Origin of the sequence: Roseococcus thiosulfatophilus (assembly GCF_017311575.1) — a bacterium.
Classification (GTDB): domain Bacteria; phylum Pseudomonadota; class Alphaproteobacteria; order Acetobacterales; family Acetobacteraceae; genus Roseococcus; species Roseococcus thiosulfatophilus.
Window position 1 is genome coordinate 110,152 of the sequence record NZ_JAFFQY010000002.1, and the last position, 22,450, is coordinate 132,601.

The 22,450-nt window shown below is 69.6% G+C and carries 20 protein-coding genes and 1 tRNA gene; 4 read left to right on the plus strand and 17 right to left on the minus strand.

Translation table 11 applies throughout. From position 1 onward, the window contains the following. Positions 1-116 precede the first annotated feature (116 nt). The 3 genes from glmS to JTN19_RS01415 all read right to left on the minus strand — a co-directional run bounded on the left by glmS (position 117) and on the right by JTN19_RS01415 (position 3,653). Positions 117-1,940, minus strand: coding sequence for a glutamine--fructose-6-phosphate transaminase (isomerizing) (gene glmS, locus JTN19_RS01405; protein ID WP_206929433.1), 1,824 nt, complete (start codon positions 1,938-1,940; stop codon positions 117-119). A gap of 12 nt (positions 1,941-1,952) precedes the next feature. Next, positions 1,953-3,257, minus strand: coding sequence for a bifunctional UDP-N-acetylglucosamine diphosphorylase/glucosamine-1-phosphate N-acetyltransferase GlmU (glmU, locus tag JTN19_RS01410; RefSeq protein WP_206929442.1), 1,305 nt, complete (start codon positions 3,255-3,257; stop codon positions 1,953-1,955). A gap of 93 nt (positions 3,258-3,350) precedes the next feature. Then, positions 3,351-3,653 carry a TM2 domain-containing protein gene (locus tag JTN19_RS01415; protein ID WP_206929444.1) on the minus strand — a complete coding sequence of 101 codons (303 nt, stop codon included), beginning with the start codon at positions 3,651-3,653 and terminating at the stop codon, positions 3,351-3,353. A 74-nt stretch (positions 3,654-3,727) separates the two neighbouring features. Here JTN19_RS01415 and JTN19_RS01420 point away from each other — a divergent pair, with 74 nt between their 5' ends. From JTN19_RS01420 to JTN19_RS01435, 4 genes are all read left to right on the plus strand, one after another. Next, entirely contained in the window at positions 3,728-4,360 is a 633-nt protein-coding gene (locus tag JTN19_RS01420; RefSeq protein ID WP_184386648.1) for a glutathione S-transferase family protein, read from the plus strand. A gap of 105 nt (positions 4,361-4,465) precedes the next feature. After that, a tRNA-Ser gene (locus tag JTN19_RS01425) sits at positions 4,466-4,558 on the plus strand. A gap of 268 nt (positions 4,559-4,826) precedes the next feature. Continuing rightward, a complete protein-coding gene (locus JTN19_RS01430) occupies positions 4,827-5,057 on the plus strand; it encodes a hypothetical protein (RefSeq protein ID WP_206929446.1) in 231 nt (76 codons plus the stop codon). Between the two features lies 1 nt (position 5,058). Next, a complete protein-coding gene (locus tag JTN19_RS01435; protein WP_206929448.1) occupies positions 5,059-5,352 on the plus strand; it encodes a hypothetical protein in 294 nt (97 codons plus the stop codon). Here JTN19_RS01435 and JTN19_RS01440 read toward each other — a convergent pair. From JTN19_RS01440 to JTN19_RS01505, 14 genes are all read right to left on the minus strand, one after another. Beyond that, positions 5,349-6,515, minus strand: coding sequence for a PDDEXK family nuclease (locus JTN19_RS01440; protein ID WP_206929451.1), 1,167 nt, complete (start codon positions 6,513-6,515; stop codon positions 5,349-5,351). The genes JTN19_RS01435 and JTN19_RS01440 overlap by 4 nt on opposite strands. Before the next feature lie 2 nt (positions 6,516-6,517). After that, positions 6,518-7,732 carry a DNA (cytosine-5-)-methyltransferase gene (locus JTN19_RS01445; protein ID WP_206929453.1) on the minus strand — a complete coding sequence of 405 codons (1,215 nt, stop codon included), beginning with the start codon at positions 7,730-7,732 and terminating at the stop codon, positions 6,518-6,520. 272 nt (positions 7,733-8,004) lie between these two features. Then, positions 8,005-8,691, minus strand: a complete 687-nt coding sequence (locus JTN19_RS01450; protein WP_206929455.1) for a hypothetical protein — start codon at positions 8,689-8,691, stop codon at positions 8,005-8,007. A 531-nt stretch (positions 8,692-9,222) separates the two neighbouring features. Continuing rightward, on the minus strand, positions 9,223-9,903 hold the full coding sequence (locus tag JTN19_RS01455) for a hypothetical protein (RefSeq protein WP_206929457.1): 681 nt from the start codon (positions 9,901-9,903) through the stop codon (positions 9,223-9,225). Beyond that, a complete protein-coding gene (locus tag JTN19_RS01460) occupies positions 9,900-10,556 on the minus strand; it encodes a hypothetical protein (RefSeq protein ID WP_206929460.1) in 657 nt (218 codons plus the stop codon). Before JTN19_RS01460 ends, JTN19_RS01455 begins: the two co-directional genes overlap by 4 nt. Continuing rightward, on the minus strand, positions 10,553-10,981 hold the full coding sequence (locus tag JTN19_RS01465) for a hypothetical protein (protein WP_206929462.1): 429 nt from the start codon (positions 10,979-10,981) through the stop codon (positions 10,553-10,555). The genes JTN19_RS01460 and JTN19_RS01465 overlap by 4 nt, the downstream gene beginning before the upstream one ends. Positions 10,982-11,386: 405 nt before the next feature. Next, positions 11,387-13,726, minus strand: a complete 2,340-nt coding sequence (locus JTN19_RS01470; RefSeq protein WP_206929465.1) for a phage/plasmid primase, P4 family — start codon at positions 13,724-13,726, stop codon at positions 11,387-11,389. Positions 13,727-13,853: 127 nt separating this feature from the next. Continuing rightward, positions 13,854-14,075 carry a helix-turn-helix domain-containing protein gene (locus tag JTN19_RS01475; protein ID WP_206929467.1) on the minus strand — a complete coding sequence of 74 codons (222 nt, stop codon included), beginning with the start codon at positions 14,073-14,075 and terminating at the stop codon, positions 13,854-13,856. Positions 14,076-14,170: 95 nt separating this feature from the next. Next, complete coding sequence (locus JTN19_RS01480) at positions 14,171-14,773, minus strand: hypothetical protein (protein WP_206929469.1); 603 nt, start codon at positions 14,771-14,773, stop codon at positions 14,171-14,173. Beyond that, positions 14,770-16,188: a tyrosine-type recombinase/integrase gene (locus JTN19_RS01485; RefSeq protein WP_206929480.1), complete on the minus strand. Its 1,419-nt coding sequence runs from the start codon at positions 16,186-16,188 to the stop codon at positions 14,770-14,772. The genes JTN19_RS01480 and JTN19_RS01485 overlap by 4 nt, the downstream gene beginning before the upstream one ends. 406 nt (positions 16,189-16,594) lie before the next feature. Then, complete coding sequence (locus JTN19_RS01490; RefSeq protein WP_206929489.1) at positions 16,595-18,958, minus strand: ATP-binding protein; 2,364 nt, start codon at positions 18,956-18,958, stop codon at positions 16,595-16,597. A 359-nt stretch (positions 18,959-19,317) separates the two neighbouring features. Beyond that, the gene (locus JTN19_RS01495; protein ID WP_206929491.1) at positions 19,318-20,526 is read right to left on the minus strand and encodes an ABC transporter substrate-binding protein; all 1,209 of its coding nucleotides are present in this window, start codon (positions 20,524-20,526) and stop codon (positions 19,318-19,320) included. Between the two features lie 29 nt (positions 20,527-20,555). Beyond that, positions 20,556-21,572, minus strand: a complete 1,017-nt coding sequence (locus tag JTN19_RS01500; protein WP_206929493.1) for a branched-chain amino acid ABC transporter permease — start codon at positions 21,570-21,572, stop codon at positions 20,556-20,558. A 3-nt stretch (positions 21,573-21,575) separates the two neighbouring features. After that, positions 21,576-22,448, minus strand: coding sequence for a branched-chain amino acid ABC transporter permease (locus JTN19_RS01505; RefSeq protein WP_206929495.1), 873 nt, complete (start codon positions 22,446-22,448; stop codon positions 21,576-21,578). Positions 22,449-22,450: the final 2 nt, after the last annotated feature.

Consider the following 22,450-nt stretch of genomic DNA (forward strand, 5'->3'; position numbering starts at 1 on the left):
GACAGGATGTCCGTTCCGGGAAACCAATTGTTCAGGAGCGCGCCGCCGCCAAGGGCAATTTCCGGGCAATGCAGGGGGTTTCGCGCAGCCTCCTGCCCCATTCCTCGGCGTTCTGCCTATTCCACCGTCACGCTCTTGGCCAGGTTGCGGGGCTGGTCCACATCCGTGCCCTTCAGCACCGCCACGTGATAGGCCAGCAGCTGCACCGGGATGGCGTGCAGGATGGGCTGGCTGAAGGGGTCGGCGTCGGGCAGCACCACCACGCGCTCGGCGAAGCGGCGCAGCGCCGGGGCGCCGGCGGCATCGGTGAAGGCCATGATGCGCCCGCCGCGCGCCGCCGCCTCCTGCAGGTTGGACGCCGTCTTCTCATAGAGCGGGCCAGAGGGGCAGAGCGCGATGACCGGCACCGTGTTGTCGATCAGCGCGATGGGGCCGTGCTTCATCTCGCCCGCGGCATAGCCCTCGGCGTGGATGTAGCTGATCTCCTTCAGCTTCAAGGCACCTTCCAGCGCGATGGGATAGAGCGCGCCGCGGCCGATGAAGAGCACGTCGCGCGCCCCGGCCACCTCGGCGGCGAGCGCCCGGATCTCGGCATCCTGCGCCAGCACCGCCGCCGCGTGCTCGGGCACCTGCAGCAGGGCGGTGGAGAGGCGCGCGGCCTCCTCCGGCGAGAGGGTGCCGCGCGCGCGACCGAAGCCGATGGCGAGGCAGGCCAGCACCGAAAGTTGCGCCGTGATGGCCTTGGTGGAGGCGACCGAGATTTCGGGCCCCGCCACCGTCAGCACGGTCGCGTCGCTCTCGCGCGCCATGCTGCTCTCGGGCACGTTCACGATGGACAGGATCTTCTGGCCCCGCGCGCGCAGCATCTTCATGGCGGCCAGGTTGTCGGCCGTCTCGCCGCTCTGGCTGATGAGGAGTGCGGCACCGCCTTCCGGCAGCGGCGGGTCGCGGTAGCGCAGCTCGCTCGCCACATCGGCGTCCACCGGCAGGCGCGCCAGCTGCTCGATCCAGTAGCGGCCGACGAGGCCGGCCAGGAAGGCGCTGCCGCAGGCGGTGATGGTGAGGCGCGGCACCTCGCGGATGTCGAAGGGCAGGTTGGGCAGGTTCACGCCGAGCGTGGCGGGGTCGAGGTATTGCCGCAGCGTGTCGCCCAGCACCGCCGGGTGCTCATGGAGTTCCTTCTCCATGAAGTGGCGGTAGTTGCCCTTGCCCATGGCCGCGCCCGAGACGGCGCTGAGGCGGATGGCGCGTTCGGTGGGCGCGCCCTCGGCGTCGTAGAATTGCGCGCCGGTGGGCGTCAGCACCGCGTGGTCGCCTTCGTCCAGATAGGCGATGCGGCGAGTGAGCGGGGCCAGGGCAAGAGCATCGGAACCCACGAACATCTCGCCCTCGCCATAGCCCACGGCGAGCGGCGCGCCGTGGCGGCCCACCACCAGCATCTCGGGGTGGCCGGCGAACATGATGGCGACCGCGAAGGCGCCGTGCACGCGCGAGAGGGCGGCGGAAGCGGCCTCGCGCGGGGGCAGGCCCTGCACCAGGTGCCAGTCCACCAGCTTGCAGAAGGTCTCGGTGTCGGTCTCCGTCTCGAAGACGTAGCCCTTGCTCTCAAGCTCCGCGCGGAGTTCGGCGTAGTTCTCGAAGATGCCGTTGTGGACCACGGCCACGCGCAGCGTCGCATGGGGGTGCGCGTTGCGCTCCACCGGCGCGCCATGCGTCGCCCAGCGCGTGTGGCCGATGCCGGTGGTGCCTTCCAGCGGGGTGGCCTCCAGCACGGTGCCGAGGTTGTGCAGCTTGCCCTCGGCGCGGCGGCGCTCGATGCGGCCCTCGGTCAGGGTGGCGATGCCCGCGCTGTCATAGCCGCGGTATTCGAGGCGCCGCAGCGCGTCCAGCAGGCGGGGCGCGGCGGCCTCGCGGCCGACTACTCCGACAATTCCGCACATGGGATGGGCTCCTCAGCTCTTGCGGCGCGGCTTGACGCCGCGGCCGGGCTTGTTGGCCTGGCGGCCGCGCGCGATGGCCAGCGCATCCTCCGGCACATCCTCGGTGATGACGCTGCCGGCGGCGGTGATGGCGCGCGCGCCCACGCGCACCGGGGCGACGAGGGCGGTGTCGCTGCCGATGAAGGCACCCTCCCCGATCTCGGTGCGGTGCTTGTTCACGCCGTCATAATTGCAGGTGATGGTGCCCGCGCCGATATTGGCGCCCGCCCCCACCGTCACGTCGCCCAGATAGGTCAGGTGGTTGGCCTTGGCGCCGGGGCCGAGGGTGGCCGCCTTCAGCTCCACGAAATTGCCGACATGGGCGCCCTGCCCCACATCGGCGCCCGGCCGCAGCCGCGCATAGGGGCCGATGATGGCATTCGCGCGCACCACGCAGCCCTCGAGGTGCGAGAAGGCGCGGATGCGCGCGCCCTCCTCCACCATGACGCCGGGCGCGAAGACCACATGCGGCTCCACCACCACGTCGGGGGCGAGGCGGGTGTCCCAGGCCAGCGTCACGGAGCCGGGGTCGGTGAGGGTGGCGCCGCCCAGCATGGCGGCCTCGCGCAGGCGCGACTGGATCTCGGCCTCGGCGGCGGCGAGTTCGACGCGGGTGTTGATGCCGCGCAGTTCGGCCTCCGGCGCCTCGACGGCGGTGGTGCGAAGGCCTTCGGCGCGGGCGGCGGCGACCACGTCCGTCAGGTAGTATTCGCCCTGGCGGTTGTCGTTGCGCAGCGCGGAGAGCCAGCGGAACAGATGCGGCGCGGCGGCGCAGACCACGCCGGCATTGCAGAGAGGAATGGCGCGCTCCTCCTCCGTGGCGTCGGCGTGTTCGACGATGCGCGCCACCTGCCCGGCCCCGTCCAGCACCACGCGGCCATAGCGGCCGGGCTCGGCCGGGCGCATGGCCAGCAGCGCGAGGTCCGCCGCGTCGCGCGCCGCGACCAGTCGTTCCAGGGTGGCGGTGGTGATGAGCGGGTTGTCGCCATAGAGCACCGCGACGTCGCCGCCGAAGCCCTCCAGCAGGGGGGCGGCGATGCGGGCGGCGTGGCCGGTCCCCAGGCGTTCCTGCTGCACCACCGTGGCATGCGGGGCGACGGCCGCGGCCAGTTCCTCCATGCCCGGCCCCACCACCACGACGATGCGCTGGAACACCGGCGCGCAGGCGGCCAGCAGGTGCTGCACCATGGGCCGGCCGGCCAGGTGGTGCATCACCTTGGGCTGGCTCGACCGCATCCGGGTGCCCTGCCCCGCCGCGAGGATGATGGCTGCGCGCATTCGCTGGCCCCTGAACTGCAATGGGCTTGGGGTCTAGCCGGGCGGCGCGCGGCGCGGCAAGGGCGCGCCGCCCACGCTTTCTTGCGCTTCGTGTCAGCGCGAGAGGCGGCGGATCAGGTCTTCATTGCTGCGGCTGACCAGCCCCGGCATCAGCAGCGCGTCCAGCGCCCACCACACCAGGATGAAGCCGAGCCCGATATAGCCGATGAAGATCAGCGACAGGACCCAGGACATCACGAAGACGCCCAGCATGACGAGGCCCGAGACCCAGCGGCCCAGATACATGCGGTGGACGCCGCCATAGCCCAGGAAGAACCAGATGAGGTAGGCCACCAACAGCGACTTGGCGTTGGCGTGGTAGCGCATGGCGGCGTAATCGTCGTGGCGGCTGGGCATGGGTGGGCGAACCTTTGTGTTGACGTGGCGCTTGCGCCATATGGAACCTTGTCCCTTCCGGAACGAGGCCCCGCATGACGATCGAACTGCACACCTGGAACACCCCCAATGGCCGCAAGATCAGCGTGGCCCTCGAGGAGATGGGGTTGGACTACAGCGTGCACCCTGTGAACATCTCAAAGGGCGAACAGTTTAACCCCGAGTTCCTGAAATTCGCGCCCAACAACCGAATTCCCGCCATCCGCGACCCCAATGGCCCCGATGGCAAGCCGGCCACGGTGTTCGAGAGCGGCGCCATCCTGTGGTACCTGGCGGAGAAGACCGGCAAGTTCTGGCCGAAGGACCTCGCCGCGCGCGTGCCGGTAATGGAGTGGCTGATGTGGCAGATGGGCGGCTTCGGCCCCATGCCCGGCCAGGTGCACCACTTCCTGATGCAGCCCGAGGGCCCGGCGCGGGACTACGGCTTCACCCGCTACCACACCGAGACCAAGCGCCTCTATGGCGTGCTGGACCGGCGCCTGGCGGGGCGGGATTTCGTGGCGACGGAGGGCGAGCCCTCGATCGCCGACTTCGCCATCATCGGCTGGGCCTGGCGGCATGAGCGGCACCAGGTGCCCTTCGACGACCTGCCCAACGTGGCCGCCTGGTATGAGCGGATGATGGCCCGCCCGGCGACGGCGCGGGGCTTCGAGGTGTCGCTCGGCTGAAGGGCTGGCCGGGGGGGTCATGCCCCCCGGTTGCGGCATTTGACGGGGGCGGGTTGGGGCTGTATCACCCGCAACTGCATACGCCGTGTGACGTTCCACTCCTGCGGAGGGGTGGCCGAGTGGCCGAAGGCGGCGGTTTGCTAAACCGTTAAGCGGAGATAATCCGCTTCGTGGGTTCGAATCCCATCCCCTCCGCCACCTACCCCTTCTAAGCAGCTGATTCGATTGGGTTTTTGGCGAGAGTGGCGGTGATCGTCCCCACAATCCTCCCCACAGTTCTGCCGGCGTGTGGGGAACGGCCGCTGAAGATCGCTCGGCGGGCGTGGCACGGCGGACACACGGCACGGGGGCGGGCTGCCTGGACGGGCGCCCTTGGGACCCTGTCTTACCGCCACGTCCAAGCCGTGTGGCGAAGCCCTGCAATCTCCCCTCGCACCCGGATTCCGGCCTGGCTAGAATCCACCCCATGATCGCCACGCCCGACCCGATGAACTGGCAACATCGCCTCTACCAGCCCGCCGTGATCGGCGGATGGTCGGTAGAGGTGTGGAACCCGATGGCTCGCGCCTGGGATCGCAACCCCACGGCGCCCCATTGGCCGGCTGACTACGAAGCCGCGGCCCGCGAGTGGGTGGAACTGGCGAACGAAGACCAGCGCGAGCGCAACGCCGCCGTGGCCGCCGCGCTGGCCGCCTGACATGGAACGCGCCGCGCTCGAAACCCGATGGATCGTGCTCGGCACGGACGGCCGCCACGTCACGATGGGGCGGCACACGGACCCCACGCCCGAAGAGGTCGAAGCGGCCGAACGCGGCCTTGCGGCGCAGGGCTTGGCGGGATGGCTGGCGGTGATGAAGGGCGGCTACTACGTCCGCCGCAAGCCGTCCCTCATGATGGTCCGGCCGCTGGCGAACCCGGCCCGTCCGTTCGAGGAAGCCGCCGCCGAGTTCGAGGCGAAGCGCAAGGCGACGCTCGCCAGCGTCGCCAGCTAGGCCGCTGGCGTCCCCGGCGCCGGATCGGCGGTGAGGGTCGCCCCAAGCTCCGGCCACAGGGCGCTGATCCGGCTGCGCGCCAGCGTCAGCATGCCGGCTTCGCTCCCGATGCTCGCCAGTGAGTTCGCAGGCGCGACAGACAGGGCATAGTGCCCCATGGCGGGCGCGTCCGTGGCAATGATGTTCTTCGCCACAAGCGGGCTTGGCGTCGTCGCATCGTCGGCGTCCAGGCCGAAGACGTAAATCCAGGCGGGCACGTGCGCTGGCCGCGTGGTCCCCGGCGCGAACAGGTCGTCCGTGCCGTCGCCGTGCGCGGTCAAGGTCGGGTTGCCGAGATGCGGACCCCACGAGTTCCACACGCTCACGGGGATCGCCAGCACGCATCCCGCGCACCGCGGATGCTGCCCAAGCTGAAACTTGAACATCATCTGGTAAAAGGTGCGCTTGAACACGTTGGCGATGTTCGGCCCTTCCACGTGCTCAGACAGCCATTGCTGGTTTGCATGAAGCTGGTTCGGGAAGTCGGTCGGGAAGAGGCGCAGCCCGTCGCGTAGGTTCTGCACGGCATGCTTGTAGGAGCCGTGGAAGTCCATCGTCTGCACCTCGATCACGCCGAAGCGGTCAAGGTTCGGATGGCCGTCGCGCAGCACGATTTCAAACACCGTCACGTCAAAGCTGAACTCGGGGCTGGCATCCGTGCCGGGGATGCTCAGTTCGCCGCCGAGTGTCCTGTTGAAGTAGATGAAGACGCGCTCGCCTGCCGCCAGCCGCGTTGCCACGTCCGTTCGCGTCGCAGCTTCCGACAGGCGCAGGCCCGGGATGATGAAGGCCGGCGCACCAGCGGCGAAGCCGAACAGCCGCCCCACGAACGCATTGAGCATCGCAGGGCCGAGCACGCGCGTAGGACAGACAAGCCAATCCTGACGCGGTGCGCGCGGACCCGGCTTCGTGCTGATCGTGCACACGCCCTTGGCGTTGTCCGCCTTCGTGCACTCAGTCACCGTGCCCTTCGCCGCCGTGAGGAACGGGCAGCGTCGGTTGTGCTGGTCGTCAAGCGCCTGCGGCGAGGTGCGAACCTCGGGATAGACGCGATGCCCGAACCATTCCGAGACGTGATTGGAAGGCGGACGCGGCGCCCTTGGCCGTGCGGGAGCGCGCGCCACCGTCAGGCCGCGAAGGACAGGGCAAGCGGAAGCTGCTCAAGCCGGTAGCGGCTCTTCGGCGCGGCGAACTTCGGCGCCTTCTTCGCCTTGAGCACCTTGAGGATTTCCGCGCCGATGGCACGCGCCAGCAGTGGCGGCACCGCATTGCCTACTTGGTCGTAAAGCTCACTGTTCGAACCGCGGAACACGAACCAGTCGGGGAAGGACTGGATGCGCGCCGCCTCGCGGATGGAGATGGTGCGCGTCTGTTCCGGGTGGATGTATTCGCCCGACTTCGGATCGCGGAAGCGCGTGATGATCGAGCGCGCTACGCCCTCCCACGTCATGCGGCGATACCGCCGCGTGTGATCCTTGCGAAGCGCACGCTGCATGCCGGCGGGAAGCAGATGGTGCGGCAGGGCGCGCCAGTCCTGCCCCGGCTTGAGCGCGAGAATACGGCGGATGTTCTGCTCAGACAGCTTCGGCGCGTAGTGGTTTTCCACCCGGTCGCCGTTCGCCGCGCGCATCGCCGCCTGATACTCGGTCTGCGGCCCGCGCGTGTAGTGGTGCGACGTGCCGCCGGCCGCGACTTCCGGCAGGTCGCCGATTGCGTCAAAGATGCTCAGGAAGCCTTCGGCGTGCGCCGCATGCAGCGTGCGGTTCGGCACCAGGTCGCCGATGCCGGCCGTCCCGTGCGTCGGCTCAGGGAAGCCGCCACGCTTCCCAAGATCGCGGCGCCACGCGATGAACGCCAAGCGCCAGCGCAGTTGCGGCACGCCGTATTGAGCGGCGACAAGCTCGGCGCAGTCGGCGTCGTAACCCATCTCATCGAAGCGGCGCGAGATGGCGGACAGGATGCGCCCGCCGTCCAGCGTGGCGAGGCCGGGCACGTTCTCTATCAGGATCACCTTCGGGCGGATCGCAGCCGCCAAGTCCAGGAACGTGCCGAAGAGGCCGTTGCGAGGATCGTCCGGCGCCCGCTGCCCGAGAATGCTGAAACCCTGACACGGCGGGCCGCCGGCGAGCATGTCGAGTTCGCCCGGCCGCACGCCCGCCATGTCCAACAGGGCATCCGCCGACAGGTCGCGGATGTCGCCTTGGTAGAAGGGCACGCGCGGGAAGTTGACGCGGTGCGTCGCCGCGCAGGCCGGGTCCATGTCGGAGCCGAGCCGCACATCCCACCCCGCATTGGCCAGCCCGAGAGACAGCCCACCCGCGCCGCAGAACAGGTCAACCACGGTCGGGCGGCCCCGCCTGCCGGCGAAGGACTCTGGCCTTTCAATGGCGTAGAAGCTGCGAATCGGGACGGTCCTCTTCCTGGCACGTGTTCGGAATCACATCATCCTGTGCAACGCAAGGATCGCAAGCAGGATCGCCGGCCGGGCGGCGGGCCGCGCCTCCATGTGGCCGATGAACAAGTTAACCGCCCGTTGCCGCTATGGCCAAGCAGGGCGGGCCGCCGCGTGCCGGTCGGGCTACTTGGCCAGGGCGAGCGATGCCCGACGCGCCGTCAGTCTGGCGCCTTGGTCGGCTTGGATGAGTTGCCGCGTTGAATGAGCGCCACGGCGCGCGCCTTACCGGATCGCCAGCCTACTGCGATGGGCAGCAAGGCCGCGTCGGCGCGCAAATGCGGCGTGAGTATCGCTTCAAGGTCGCGCTGCGCCGCCCCCACTTTCTCCGCAATCAGATCGGGCCGAGACGATCCGGCCCATATCGTGTTTCGCCATTCACGCCGCATCGCCCGGTCCTCTGGCGATGTGACTTCGCTCTCTGGCGTCGTCGCGCCCATGTGCGCCGCAACCGTCACCTCATGCACGGCCTCGCGCAATTGGTCGAAGGCGCGCCCCGCGGCGTCGCCGAAGTGATACCGGCATAGGAGGTGCAGGCGGCGCAAGGCGGTGAACTTGTCCTGCTGTTCGCGATACCGGCGGAAGACCACCAGGAAGTCTTCGCCCGGCATGGGCTTCTGCGGGTCTTTGTCGCGCTCCTTGCGAAGCGCCTCCAACTCGTTCGACCATCGCATGGGCGCGCGCACATTGGCCAATGCGTCAACCGCCTGCGCGAACGCGAGCAAGGCTTCCTCCGCGAGTTCGGTGCGTCGCTTGGCGCGCAACTGATACCGCCACGCCCAAAAGCCCAGGGTCCACGTGAGCAGCGCCAACACGAAGGGCGTCAGGGTCGTGAACCAGGTAGGCATGTCCGCTCCGATACGTCCGCGGAAGGTGTAGCACGCGCGCGGATTGCCAGTCAGGCACGATGGCCGCGGGTTCTGGCGAGGTGCGCGCCTCGCACGGATCGGCGCCGCGGCGACGTGCCGGGGTGTCAGGCGGGGTATCAAACGCCTTCGCGTAGGGCGCAAAAATTTTTGCGGCTTGGACGTGGTGCCACGTGGCCATGATACAGGTCGCCACCTAGGGCAATTTGCGCGCGTGGGGTGGGTTGCAGCGTGGTGGGGGGTGTCGGCGGCCCCACCCCCCGCCCTGACGCCCGATCCGCAAAGCGAAGGGGGTGGGGGTGGAACCGCCCGGTGCCAGGTCGCCGCCCCGCAACGCCGCGCCGCCCCGGCACCGCTTCGAGGCGGACGGGCCGGCTTGGCGTGGGCAGCCTTCAAGGTTTCCAGCGTGCCGGAGTGGCGTGGAAGGTGCGGCCGGGTCCGCACTACCCGGCGGCGCCTCGCCCGCCTGTAGCGCCACCGTGGCGGCCCGGCGCGTGGCAGGCCGGGACGGCGCTACCGCCCGCGCCGCCGCGCCGCCTTCTCGACTGCCGCGATGAAGCGTGGCGAGTTGTCCAGGCCGAGCTTCTTCACCTCTGCCGCCACGGCGGGGTGCTTCCTCGCCACGTCACGCATGAGGGTTCGCGCACGGTTGAGCCGGGTGTCATAGTCGGCGCCCCAGGCGGCGCGTAGATCGTGCTCGGCGGCTTCGTAAGTCTGCGGCTCGTAGTCAGGCCGCGCCGCCTCAACGGCGATGCCCCACAACTCCGAAGTCTCGGCCGCCGACGCGCCGGACGCCAGGAACGCCGAGCGCACGACTTCACGCGCAGCCTTGCCTTCCTCGCCGGGATCGAAGCCGGCCGCCTCTGCGTCGCCTTCGGGCAGCGGCGTTGCAGCTACCACGTCCGCGAAGCTCTTCATCGGCTCGGCGTAGATCGCAGCGGCAGGCGACGCGGGCGGCTCGGCCGCCTTCATCTCGGGCCGTGCCGCGGTGCCAGGCGAAGCCGTCGCGGCTGCGTCAGGGGGCGCGGCGCCCGGTGCCTGCCACGTGCCCTTGCCGGGCTGCGCGGCTGGTGCCGGTGCGGCTGGCGCGGGCTTCTGCGCCGTGCTGGCAGGCGTCGCGGCGGGCGCGTCAGGCTTCGCGGCCGAAGGGTAGAGGATCGCAGCGGGCGAAGGCGTCTCGGGCGCGTCGGTCACGACAGCATCTCGGCGAGTTCGCGCGCGTCGCGCTCGGCGTCCGTCTCGGGCTGCGGTTCCGGCTCGGGCGGCGGCTCGGCATCCGCTCCGGCGCCAGCCGTGATGATGCCGAGCGCGGCGAGGAAGTGATCGGGGCAGCCCGAGCACACGGCGTTCACGCGCAGCCGCGCAAGCCCAAGACTGTCTTCCACGTGCGCGAGAAGCTGAGGCAGGAAGTCCGTGACTGTCGCCGGCAGGCCGATGGCCGGGCTGTCCGCCCATCGCGCAGCATCGGCCTTGAGTTCGCGGGCTGCGGCCTCAACCGCGCGAGCGCGCACTTCCGCGTCCCGGATCGCCCGCGCCAGCGCCGCGCGCCTGCCGTCATCGCGCTTCTTGGCGAGAAGGCCGCGTGCCAGTGTCATCCCGTGCGCGAGCACGTCGCTTGACGTGGCAAGCAGGTCGCACATGGCAGCGGCGAGTGCCGCCTCTCTGGCCTTCACGTGCGCGGACTTGGACCCCTTGGGACGCCCCGGCTTCCGCTTCTCTGGCAGCGCCACAATGACGGGCGGCGCATCGGGCGGCGCGTCCGGCGCGCGCACCACGGCGACGGGCTGCGGTGCCGATGCGCCGGGCATCGTCACATGCGCGAGGGGCGGGAGCTTGGCCGCGCTCATTGTGCCGCGCCCCGCGTCCACACACGGCCGCCGCGTCTTGGGGGCATGAACCCGAGACGGGCGAGCGCGCGCGCCACGCATCGTTGCCGCTGGCCTGGCAGGGAGATGCCCACGGCGCTCGCCACCTCTTCCGCCGTGACGGCGGTGCGCGTGGCGAGGAAGGCCGCAATCCGGTCCATGCGCCGTGCCACGGCAGGGTGCCAGCGCGACGCCTGCGAACGCCGCTCGGCGGGCACGTCGCCGGGCCGCGTCCAGAGTTCGCAGCCGCGCCCGGCGCTGCGCCAGCCTGCCGCCCGCAGGGCCGCCTTGACCGCGGCCTCTTGCCCCGGTGCGAGCCGCAGCCCCGGAACCCGAGACAGCACCTCGCGCGCGGTCACGGCGGACCCGGCGGGCAGGCTGGCGAGGAAAGCGGCGACGGCTGCCACGCGCGCCTGGACGTGGCGGGACCGCCCGCGCTGGCCGCGCTCGGGGAGCAACAGGCTACGGCGACGCGGGAGGGCGGGGCCGAGGAGCAGGGACGGTCGCGCGCCCGTGGGCAGGGCAGCCGCCGGTTGAGGGTCAAGAACTGGCATGACGTGAGGATTGATTCAGAAAGAAACTGGATGTCAAGCAATAAAGCGTGGACAGGCATCCAACATTCATTGAACTCAGATCGTGCAATACACTACAAGACCGACGCTTCATCTCGCCAGAGTGCGTATTCGTTCGCGCGCGTTCAATATGTTTGTTGAGACTTGGACAGCATTGCACCGACGCTTCCGACGCAAACTGTATTATCGGCGTGACGCGCGCGTAGTCGTCTATAATGAGAGTTGTGTCGGAAGCGTCGGTCATGCCCCGCCCTCCCCGCCGACACGCATCTCGGGGGCCGGCCCCCGAGATGCGGGCTGTCGGATTTCGAGGCCGTGGAAACCGCGATCCGATGCGCCGCCCCATCGTCCGGGCCGGAAGCCGCGCCCCTGCAACGCCTGCGCGAAGCTGCGCCGTGTGCCCTGCGCCTCGCCGGCTGCCCGCGCCCATTCGCACCAGCTACGGAAGAGCGTTGCGGACAGGGCGAAGCGGTCCTTCGCCACGTCGCAACAGGCTTCCAGCCATTGGCCGAGCGCGTCTTCATCCGAGAGATACGCGGCCGTCGCGTCCAGGACCGCGGCAGGCGGCGCAAGCCCGATCCTCTGCCATTCGAGGCAGCCGCGCAGCGCCCATGCCAGGATGCCGCCCCACTCCCCGCGCAGCTTGTCGGCGAGCGCGTGGTCGCGCTCTTCCTTGGGGATCGTCACGGCGAACGGGATCATGTGCAGCCGCCGCCGCATCGCTTCGTCAACGGCGCGCAGGCCGGGCTTATGGTTGCCCGCGATGAAAAGCTTGAACTGCGGAACGTAGGTGAAGTGATCTTGCCTCATAAAATTCGCTGTCACCGGATCGCCGCCCGTCAATGCCTTGATGCGGCTTTCCGCCCATGCGCGTTCGGCTTCCGTCTCCTGCGACGTGACCATGCGCGCGCCGCGCAGCCGTGCCAGTTCCGTGAGGTGGCGCTCGGCCTTCGAAGCGGTGAACGTCTCCATGCCCGCCGTCATCGCGTAGTCGCCGAGCACCGCCGCCAGCGTGTTGAGGAACACGCCCTTGCCGTTACCGCCGGTCCCATAGATGAAAAAGAGGGCATGCTCCCGCGTGCTACCCGTGAGCGCGTAGCCTGCGATCCGTGCGAGGAAGCCCTGTAGCTCGGCGTCGCCGCCCGTGATCCTGTCCAGGAAGCGCAACCAGGTCGGGCACTCGCCGCCAGGCGCAGCGGCCGTCATCTTCGTCAGGCAGGCCGCGGGATCGTGCTGCGCCGTCTCGCCGGTGCACAGGTCCACGATGCCGGCAGGCGTGTTGAGCAACCAGGCGTCGGCGTCCCATTGTTCGACGGTCGCCGCGTGTGCCCTGTCGGCACGTGCCAGGCGTTCGACTGCCGACACGGTGCTCGCCCTCGCAAGCGCGTCCCGGTCGCCGCTGTCCGTGCATCGCGCAGCTTCGTCGCGGCAGATGGCGCGCGCGATATCGAAGGCGTGCAGGGTGTCTTCCTGCTTCCACCTCGCGCCGTCCCATCGGAACCACCTGGACCACGCGGCGACGTAGCGCATGCGGTCGCCTTCCTGCGCCGTGAAACGCTGCGCCAATGCCTCTTCGGTGACAGCGGGCGCGCGCACCTCAGGGGGCGGCGGCGCGACGGGAGGCGGCGGCGGAGCTTCCACCGTGACGCCAGCGAACGCGACAGCAGGATGCCGCGCGCCGGGCGCGTTCTGTCCGTGACGATAGGCATTCGTCACCACGGCCGCCCCGTCGCCCGGTTCCATCGGCGGGGAGCACCCGAAGGCCCACGGCGCCAACTCTTCCTGCGCCCTGCCTTCCGACACGCCGAAGTCGCGCACCGCGCAGGCGAGTTTGTAGAGCGCATTGCTTCGTCCCGGCTCCGATGCCGGCGGCGTCGCCGCGATCCTGTCGCGCGCCATCTGCAACGCGGCCGGCGTGTCGAGTTCCACCATCGGCACGCCTGCATCCGCGGGGCGCTCGCGCGCCACGGGCGGCGAAGCCTTCGCGGGATCGGCGCCTATCAGCGGCGCCACGTCTTCGGCGAGGAAGGCGGTAAGCTGATCTTCCGTGATCGCAGGCAGCGCGTGCACGGGCACCAGGTCCGGCCCGAGCGGTTCCCATTCGAGCACCGCGCCGGAGTGATGCACGCCGAAGGCGACGAATTGCTGTCCCTTGCCAAGCACCTCAACCGCGCCGCGCGCGCCTTGCAGGCTGCGCTTGCCGGGCATCGGCCCTGAGACAGCGGCGGCGCGATAGAGAAGTAGCACGCGCGCCGAGTTCGAACGGGTCCGCGTGAGCGGCACGCCGAGCCGGCGCTCGGCTGCATCGCGGATCGCGGCGACGATGCGGGCATGCTCGCAATCCACGTCCACGGCGCGCAGCCTGTCGCACAGGATACCCGTATTGAGGGCGTCGGCGCTCGGCGCCAGCGTCGCGGCCTCGGACGGATCGCGGCGCGCCCGTTCCTGCCAGGCGTGCCCTACTGGCCGCTTCCCAGGCGACGGGCCGGGATCGTCGGCGTTGCACACGGCGACGGGCCGGAACCCCTGCCGCCAGAGTTCGGCGCGCAGCGCATGCACGGCCTGAATGTCGAGTGTCACGGGCGAGGCCCCTCCATGCAGGGCCAGCCGCGCGTTGAAGCGGGGGCGAGGGCGCGCTATCTCTCGTTCCGGAAGAGACTACTGCCTTACCTCGCCGGTCCCGTTCGCAGCGGGCCGGCGTTTCTTTTCAGGCAGCGTCGGCGGCAGGCGGCGTGAGAAGCGCCTCAACGCTCGCCGCGGTGATGACGGTTCGGCCCGCCACCTTCACGGCAATGAGATTGCCTTCCTTGACCAGCTTCCATCCCGTGGTGTTGCCGATGCCGAGCATCGCGCAGACCTCGCGCATGGAGTAGCCGCGTCGCGGCAGGGTGCTCGCGTGCTTGAGCGTGGCGTGTTGTGCAGGGCGCATGTGCCGCCTCCATAAACAGGGCCGCACCTACGCGGCCGATGGCGGCAATCTGCGGCGGCCGGCGGCGCCGCGCGAGATGTGCAAAGTGTGCAGGATCAACTCTCCCGCACAGTTCCCGGCCGCACAGTTTCGCGCTTCGGTCGTCTAGGCGCCCGCTTCGCGCCGCCGGTCGGGATCGCGTTCCACGCCTCTCGCGCGGCTTCTTCCGAGCACCGAAGTTCGGCGCGACATTCGGCGCGGATGTCCTTCGCCGCGATCCGTTCGCCTGACTGCTCGGCACGTTGCAGGCGTTGACGGAACCACGCGATACGAAGCTCAAGGGCCACGTGCTTCGTCTGCCGAACCGGCTGCGGTTCGGCAGCCCACGTGTTGCGCACCTTGTCCGCGTCCAGGCGCACGTCACGAAGCCAAGGGAGGTGCGTCGGCACATTCGCAGCGCGGTGAAGGTGCTCGGCGTCAACGGCAGTCCATTTCGTCTTCGGCAGCACATCGCCCGCCGCGTCCGTGGCGACGATCCTTCCCGCGCGCAGCGCGGCTAGTAGCTCGCCGGTCGCGCCCTCATGCTTCATCTCGGGGGCGCCGCCGTGCGAGGTGTAGAGGGCGCGTGCGCCACGCTCCGTGTCGGATAGCGCCGCCCATTCGGCGTCGCGCGTGGCGATCCACGCGACGGCCTGCGAAGGGATGTATGTGTCCGTCATGCCGTCCGCCGTTCGGCGAGCTTCGCCACCTCGCCGGGGCCGCGCATAACGTGTTGCCCCCACGCCTCCATGAGCGCGGCGCGCTGCGCGAGGAAGTCGGTTCGCAGATAGGCCGCCACCACGGCATTGCGGATCGTGTGCGCGAGCGCGGCCTCAACCACCTCTGCCGGTTCCGACCGCGTGGCCGCTGCCCACACCCGGAAGGAACTGCGCATGCCGTGCACGGTGACAGGTTCATCCGTGTTGGGATCGCGCCAGCGCGGCGCTTCGCCTTCCTTCAAGCCGTCCAGGCTCATGCCGCGGACCAGCATGGACATGGCCATGTCAGTGAGCGGCGAGCGTCCGCGCGCACCGGGGAAGACCAGCGCCTTCGCATCGTCGCCGAAGGCGCTCATCTCTTGCAGGACTGCCAGCGCAGGAGCCGACAGGAAGACCCGGTGCGGCTTCTTGGCCTTCATGCGCTCGGCAGGAACGTGCCACACCATTGCATCGCGCCCGAGTTCATCGAGGTGCACCTTCCGCACCTCGCCCCATCGCATGCCGCGCACCTCGCCCGAACGCGCGCCCGTCAGGATCGCGAAGAGGATTGCGCGCGCGCTCACGCCTTCCTTCTGCCGCAGGGCATGGACGAAGGCCGGCATCTGCTGCCACGGCAGGGAAGGGAAGTGTCCAGCGGGCTGCCCCTTGCGCGGCGACGCCATGCCGAGCGCCTTGAGGTGCTTCCATGCGGCCGGATTGTCGCCCCGCCGAAGCCCCTTCGCCCGTGCTGCATCCAAGATGTTTTCCAGGCGCCCGCGCAGGCGCGAAGCCGTCTCGGGGATGGTGTGCCAGATGGGGTTGAGGATCGCCTGAATGTCGGCGTCCGTGATGTCCGCCACGTCCTTCGCGCCGATCTTTGGATAGGCGTAGGCGGAGAGCGTGGCACCCCATTGCAGCCCGTGCTTGCTGTCGGCGCCGTTCTTCCATCCGGCCGCCTTCGTCGCGATGAACGCTTCGGCGACGGCGCGGAAGCTCCGATCCCGAGCAGAGGGGGCCGCCGGGTCCGCGGCTGGCGCGGCGCTGGCCTGCTGCTTCGCTGCCCGCTCGGCCTTCCGCGCCGCAACAGGATCGGGGGCCGCTTTGTCCGCCAGTCTGGCGCGTTCCGCCATGGCGAGGGCGCGCGCCTGTAGGAGAGACAGCACGCGCGGCCCGTCGCTCCCGTTCTGCCCATTGGCTGCGCCACCCGCGGGCTTGATCCGGTTCTTCCCGTCCCTATCCGCAATCCCGAGCACCATGTCGCGGCGCTTGCCGTCGCGCATGTAGCGCAGGGTCCAATACGCCCGCCCGCTTTCCTTCACGTCCAGGATGAGGCCGCCGCCGTCACTGTGCCTGCCCGGCTTCGCCGCCTTCACTCCGGTAGCCGTCAGATTGCCCATGGAATCTCTCCGTCGAACCCGATTGTCCCCACAAACGTCCCCACACTCAGGGTTGGCTTGTGGCGAACGATGGCGGAGAGTCTCGAACGGATCGGTAGCTAAAGGCAAGGAAAAGCTTGTGCTTGGCGACAGGTTACGTGTGGGGACGAACGTGACTTATGACCCCATCCCCTCCGCCAGTTCCCCCTCCCTGAACCCATAAGCACTTCATGCGTGCCCAGGACGCGGTGCAGCACAGCATACAGGACCCAGGGGTCCAGCCGCGCAGTGCGCGACAAACTCCCGCGCGGAGGCGCTCCCGGCAGCACCAAGCTCCACAGTGATCCGTTGGCATGGATCACGCTCCGGCCTTTGCCGAGAGGGCGCGCCATCGCCCCGGCCATTCCCCCTTCGCGGATCGCGCTCTCTAATCGCGAAGGGCGCGCGGAGGCCCCTCCTCAGGCTCCGAAGCCGCGGGCCGCAACCGCCGCAGCATGGCAAAGAGTGCCTCGCGGTCCACCGGCTTCGCGATATGCGCGTCCATGCCGGCGGCGCGGCATTCCTCGATTTCCTCGGACATGGCCGAGGCTGTCACGGCGATCACCGGCGTCCTGTTCAAGGGCGGTGGCAGGGCGCGGATGCGGCGCGTGGCCTCCAGCCCGTCCATCCCGGGCATCCGCACATCCATCAGCACCGCGTCGAACTGGCCGGTCTGCACCTGCGCCAAAGCCTCCGCGCCATTCGTGGCAAGGCTCACCTGATGCCCCGCCGCGCACAGCAGCGCGCGCATGAGGATGCGGTTGGGCGCGATGTCATCGGCCACCAGCAGGCGCAGCGGCGGCAAGGCGGGGGCCCCGCCCGGTGCGCCGGCAACGTCCACGGGCAGGCGCGCCGGCCGCAGCGGCAATTCGAGCCAGAAGGTGGCGCCCTGCCCGGGCAGGCTGTCCACGCCGACGCGCCCCCGCATCAGTTCCGCGAGGCGCGCCGTGATGGCGAGGCCGAGACCCGTGCCGGAGCTTTCCGAATCGCCCGACCGGCCGAGCTGGGTGAAGTCCTGGAACAGCAGGTCACGCATTTCCTCGGGCACGCCCGGCCCAGTGTCCCGCACCTCGATGCGGACCATGCCCCCGGCTTCCGCCGCGGCGCGCATGGTGACGTGCCCGCCAGGCGGCGTGAACTTCACGGCGTTGGACAAAAGGTTCAGCAGCATCTGCCGCAGCCGCGTCGCGTCCGCCTCGACGGCCGTGGGCAGGCCCGGCGCGGTGTCCAGCCGCAGCGCGATGCCCTTGCGGTTGGCCTCCGGCCCCAGCAGGCCCATGCAGCCCTCCAGCAGGGGGCCGAGCGCGATGGGTGCCAGTTCCAGCTGCAGCTTGCCGGCATTGATCTTGGCGAGGTCCAGCAGCCGGTTCACCAGGTCGCGCAGATGCGTCCCGGCTTCGTGCAGCAGGCGAAGCTGCTCATGCTGCTCGGGCCTGGGCGCGTTGCCGGAGAGCAGCAGTTCCGCGAAGCCCAGGATGGCGTTCAACGGCGTCCGCAACTCGTGCGACATGCGGGCGAGGAACATGCTCTTCGCCTCGGCCGCCGCCTCCACCTCCGCCATGGCGTGCTTCAGCGGCGTGATGTCGGTGCGCAGGCTCACGATGTGGCCCGCACGCGTGCGCCGTTCCATCGCCTGGGCCCAGCGCCCGCCGGGCAGCGGGACCTCGCGGCTCGGGCTGTCGGGCCCGGCCGAGCGGATGCGCTGCAACAGGTCCGTGATCCAGCGTTCCGATTCCGGCGTATTCGGATCCATCCCGTGGGCATAGGAGCCGCTGGCCACCCCGGCCCTGATCAGCCCCTCGACCGTGGTGCCCGCCCGCAGCGCGGGCGCGAGGTGCGGGAACATGGCGAGGTAGGCGTCGTTCCACAGGAAGATGCGCTCCTGCGGGTCGCACACATAGAGGGCGGAGGGAAGCGAGTTGATGATCTCGCGCAGCAAGGTCTCCGCCGCGCCACGACGAGCGATCTCGGCCTGCGCCTCCTCCTCGGCGCGGCGGCGCGCCGTGATGTCGGTCTCGACCGCGATGAAGCCGCCCAGCGTGCCGTCCGCGGCCCGGATCGGGCTCGCCTCGATCTCGATCCAGAACGGGCTGCCATCCTTGCGGTGGTTCACGATCGAGACGTGGAAGCCCTCGCCCGCGCGCACGGCCTCGCGCATCACCGCCGCCGTGGCCGGATCGGTGCCCGGCCCGCGGAGCACGGAGCCGGGGCTGCGGCCCTGCAGGTCGGCCAGGCGGTAGCCCGTGGCGCGCACGAAGGCCTCGTTCACCCACTCGGTGTGCCCCGCCGCATCCGTGATGATGACGGGCGTCGTCATCTGCTGCACCACCAGCGCGAGGCGCGCATGTTCGGCGCGGCGCGCCGCGAGGTCCGTGATGTCCTCGATGATGCCGAAGAGCAGACGCCGGCCGGACGTGTCGCGCGCCGCGCGGCCCCGCAGGCGGACCGTGCGCGCGCGCCCGCGCGCCGTGACGAAGGGCAGGTCCAGATCCCAGGGCGAGCCATCCTGGAAGGACCGTTCCAGCGCCTCGCGCAGCACGCCCCGCGCGGATTCCGGATAGAAGCGCAACCCCGCATCGAGCATGGGGACGTAGCCTTCGTCCACCTCATGCAGTTCGCGCGTCCGCCGCGACCAGTGGAGGAGGCCATTCTCCAGGTTCGCGCGCCAGGCACCGATGCCGGCGAGGTCGAGCAGCTCGCTGTCGCCGAGGCCCGCCTCGGCCCATTCCGCGGGGGTGAAGGGGGTCGTCACCAGGCCGCTCCGTTCAGCTGGTTGTCGGCATGGCGGCGGGACATCTCTTGCAAGCTCGGCCCTGGGGCGACGATGGCGGTTCCGGGAAATCGTCGCAACACGTCCTCTCCGGGTGATGGACAGCCGCGTGGGTCCGCCCTGGCGCCTTCCGGACAGCGGCCGCGCAGGCGACGACGTCCTCTCGCGCAGCTGCCGAGGCGACGAGGGCCGCCTCAACCGCCGATTGGCCCATCTTATCCGGAAATCGCGTCGCCCGTCTACTTGGCCGCCGGTGGTGCGCCCCGGCGGAGCAGGACAAATCCCGAGGGCGGCGATGCCGCCGCCCCGTCATGGCGAAGGTGGGTGAAGCCGCGAGCGCCTCAGCTTCCCGCGCCCTCGATCACCTGGCCGAAGCGCTCCCAGCTGGCGCCATTCCAGCGCTGCAGCTGCATCTGGCGGATCACATTGTAGTTGTCGGGCTGGCTCTGCACCATGACACCCGGCAGCAGCGTCGCGAGCTGCATGGGGCGGATGTTGCGGGCCTGGTTCATCACGTTCTCGCGGCTGAAGTCGTTGCCGCATTGGCGCAGCACCTGGATCATGGTCGCGCCCACGCCATAGCCGTAGGTGTAGTTGTTGTCGCCCAGATCGCCGTCGGGGATGTAGCGCTGCATGAATTGGCGCCACTCGTTCATGCCCGGGTCGTTGGCCCAGGCGGAGTCGGACTGGTCCTTGCGGTAGTCCGAGGTGATGAGGCCAACCCCCTTCTCCACCCCGGCCGGCTGCATCACCACGCCCACCGAGACCGAGACATTGGTCATGAACATCATCGGCCGCCAGCCGATGTCGTGCACGCGCCGGATGGCCTGGGCGGCGAAGCGCGGGATGACGCCGCAGATCAGCACATCGGCGCCCGTGGCCTGGAGCTGGACGATCTGGCTGTCGATGGTGGGGTCCGTCGCCTCATTCGTGGCGGTGACGACCATGGAGCGGAAGCGGTCGCCCAGAACGTCCTGCACGCCGTGCAGGTAGTCCCGGCCGAAATCATCATTCTGGTAGAGCAGCGCGATCTTCGCGTTGGGTCGCTGTTCCAGCACATGCTTGGTGTAGATCTGCGCCTCGACGCGATAGCTGGGCTGCCAGCCCATGGTGTAGGGGAATTCACGCGGGTTGGCCCATTTGTCGGCGCCGGTGGCCAGGAACAGATGCGGCACGCGGCGCTGGTTCACATAGCGGTGCACGGCGTTGTTGGTGGGCGTGCCGAGCTGGTTGAACAGGAAGGCCACGCGGTCACGCTCGACCAGGCGGCGGGTCTGTTCCAGGGTGCGCGGCGGCTGGTAGCCGTCATCATAGACGGTGAAGCGCACCCGGCGGCCGCCCACGCCGCCCTCGTCGTTCAGGCGGCGGAACATGCCCTCGAGGCAGCGCGAGATGACCGAATAGGAGGAGGCCGGGCCCGACAGCGCATTGGTGCTGCCGATATGGATCTCGGTCGCCGTGACGCCGGGCGATTCCTGGGCGGCGGCGATCCGCGGGGCAGCCAGCGCGCCGGCACTGCCGGCGAGGAGAAGGCGGCGGGTGGTCGTCATGGATGTGTTCCTCTCGTCTCTTGTTGTTTTCAGTGGGAACGGCCGCCCAGCCGGGCGAGGACGCGGCGCACCAGCCCCGCGACGCCCTCCGGCAGGGCGAACAGAAACACGATGAGAATGATGCCGTAGATAACGCCGGGTGCAGCGCGGCTGATGCTCTCCGCGATGTTGGGGACGAACAGCACGAAGAGCCCGCCGAAGACGGAGCCCAGGATGGACGCCACACCCCCCACCACCATGCCCACGAAGAGCGAGATGGACAGCAGGAAGGTGAAGCTGTCCGGGGCCACGAACTCCACGGCGGCCGCGGAGAGCGCGCCCGCCACGCCCGTGATCATGGCGCTCACCGCGAAGGCGCGGGTCTTCAGCGCCGCGATGTCCATGCCCATGGCCTCGGCCGCCGTCGGGTGGTCCCGCGTGGCCATGAGCGCGCGGCCGATACGCCCGCGGATGAGGTTCCAGGCCAGCAGATAGCAGAGGGCCGCCACCACCAGCGCCACCAGGTACATGAACTGGTCGGGCGTGATGGCCACTCGCGCGGTGAGCCAGGCGGGCGGCTCGGGCTTCATCAGGAAGAGGCCCTGCACGCCGCCGGTCCAGTCCTCCAGCGCGCGGTGCTTGAGAAGCTGCGGCACGGCCACCGCCAGCGAGAAGGTGACGAGCGCGAGATACAGCCCGCCCAGCCGCAGCGCCGGCAGCCCCACCGCATAGCCCACCATGCCGCAGACGGCCGCCGCGAAGGGCAGCGTGGCGTAGAAGGACCAGTCGGCCTGCGCCATCAGGATGGCCGTGACATAGGCGCCGATGGCGAAGAAGGCGCCATGCCCAAGCGAGATCTGCCCGTTGTAACCAGTGACGATGTTCAACCCGAGCACGGCCAGCGACATGATCACGGCCATCGTCAGCTGGAACAGATGGAAGCTCTCCAGCAGCCAGAGCGGCGCCAGCGCCACGGCCAGCCCCAGCACCAGCCAGACACCGCGCCTTGCGGTGCTGACGCGGGGCGCCGCGGCGGCAAGGGGCGGGGCATCCTGGATCGCGCTCATCTCTCAGACCCTCGAGAAGACGACGCGGCCGAACAGCCCGGAGGGCTTCAGCACCAGCACGCCGATGATGATGACGAGGGCCACGGAAAGCTTCAGCTCCGTCCCCACGATGTAGGCGCCGGCCAGGTTCTCCAGCACGCCCACCAGGAAGCCGCCCACCACGGCCCCGGGCGGGTTGTCGATGCCGCCCAGCAGCGCGCCGGCGAAGGCATAGAGCAGGATGCCCAGCATCATGTTCGGGTCGAGGAAGACGATGGGCGCCACCATCATTCCCGCCACCGAGCCGATGGCCGCCGCCAGCCCCCAGCCCAGCGCCAGCATCACGTCCACACGGATGCCCACCAGGCGTGCGGAACGCGGGTTGTAGGCGGCCGCGCGCATGGCGAGGCCCAGCGAGGTCTTGGTGAAGAAGAGATAGACCAGCACCAGCACCGCCAGCGTCACGCCCACGCTGCCCAGCTGGTGCGCGGAGAGCAGCCCGCCGAACATCGGCCCCCCGCCCTCGAAGGGCGAGGGAAACACCTTCGTCGTGTAGCCGAAGACCCAGCCCGTCAGGTTCCCGATGATGAGCAGCATGCCGATATAGACGCCCACATGCGTCAGGATGGGCGCGTGCTGCACCGGCCGCATGATGAGGCGTTCCACCAGCGCCCCCATCACGAAGGAGACGGCGAGCGTGGCGCCGAAGGCCACCCAGTAGGGAAAGCCCGCCTGGATGAAGGTGAGCGCGATGAAGGTGGAGAGCGTCGCCATCTCGCCCTGGGCGAAATTCACATGGTGCGTCGCCTGGTAGATCATGACGATGGCGAGTGCGACGGAGGCATAGATGCCGCCCGTCGCGATGCCGGCGGCAAGCTGCAGGAGGAAGGCATCCATGG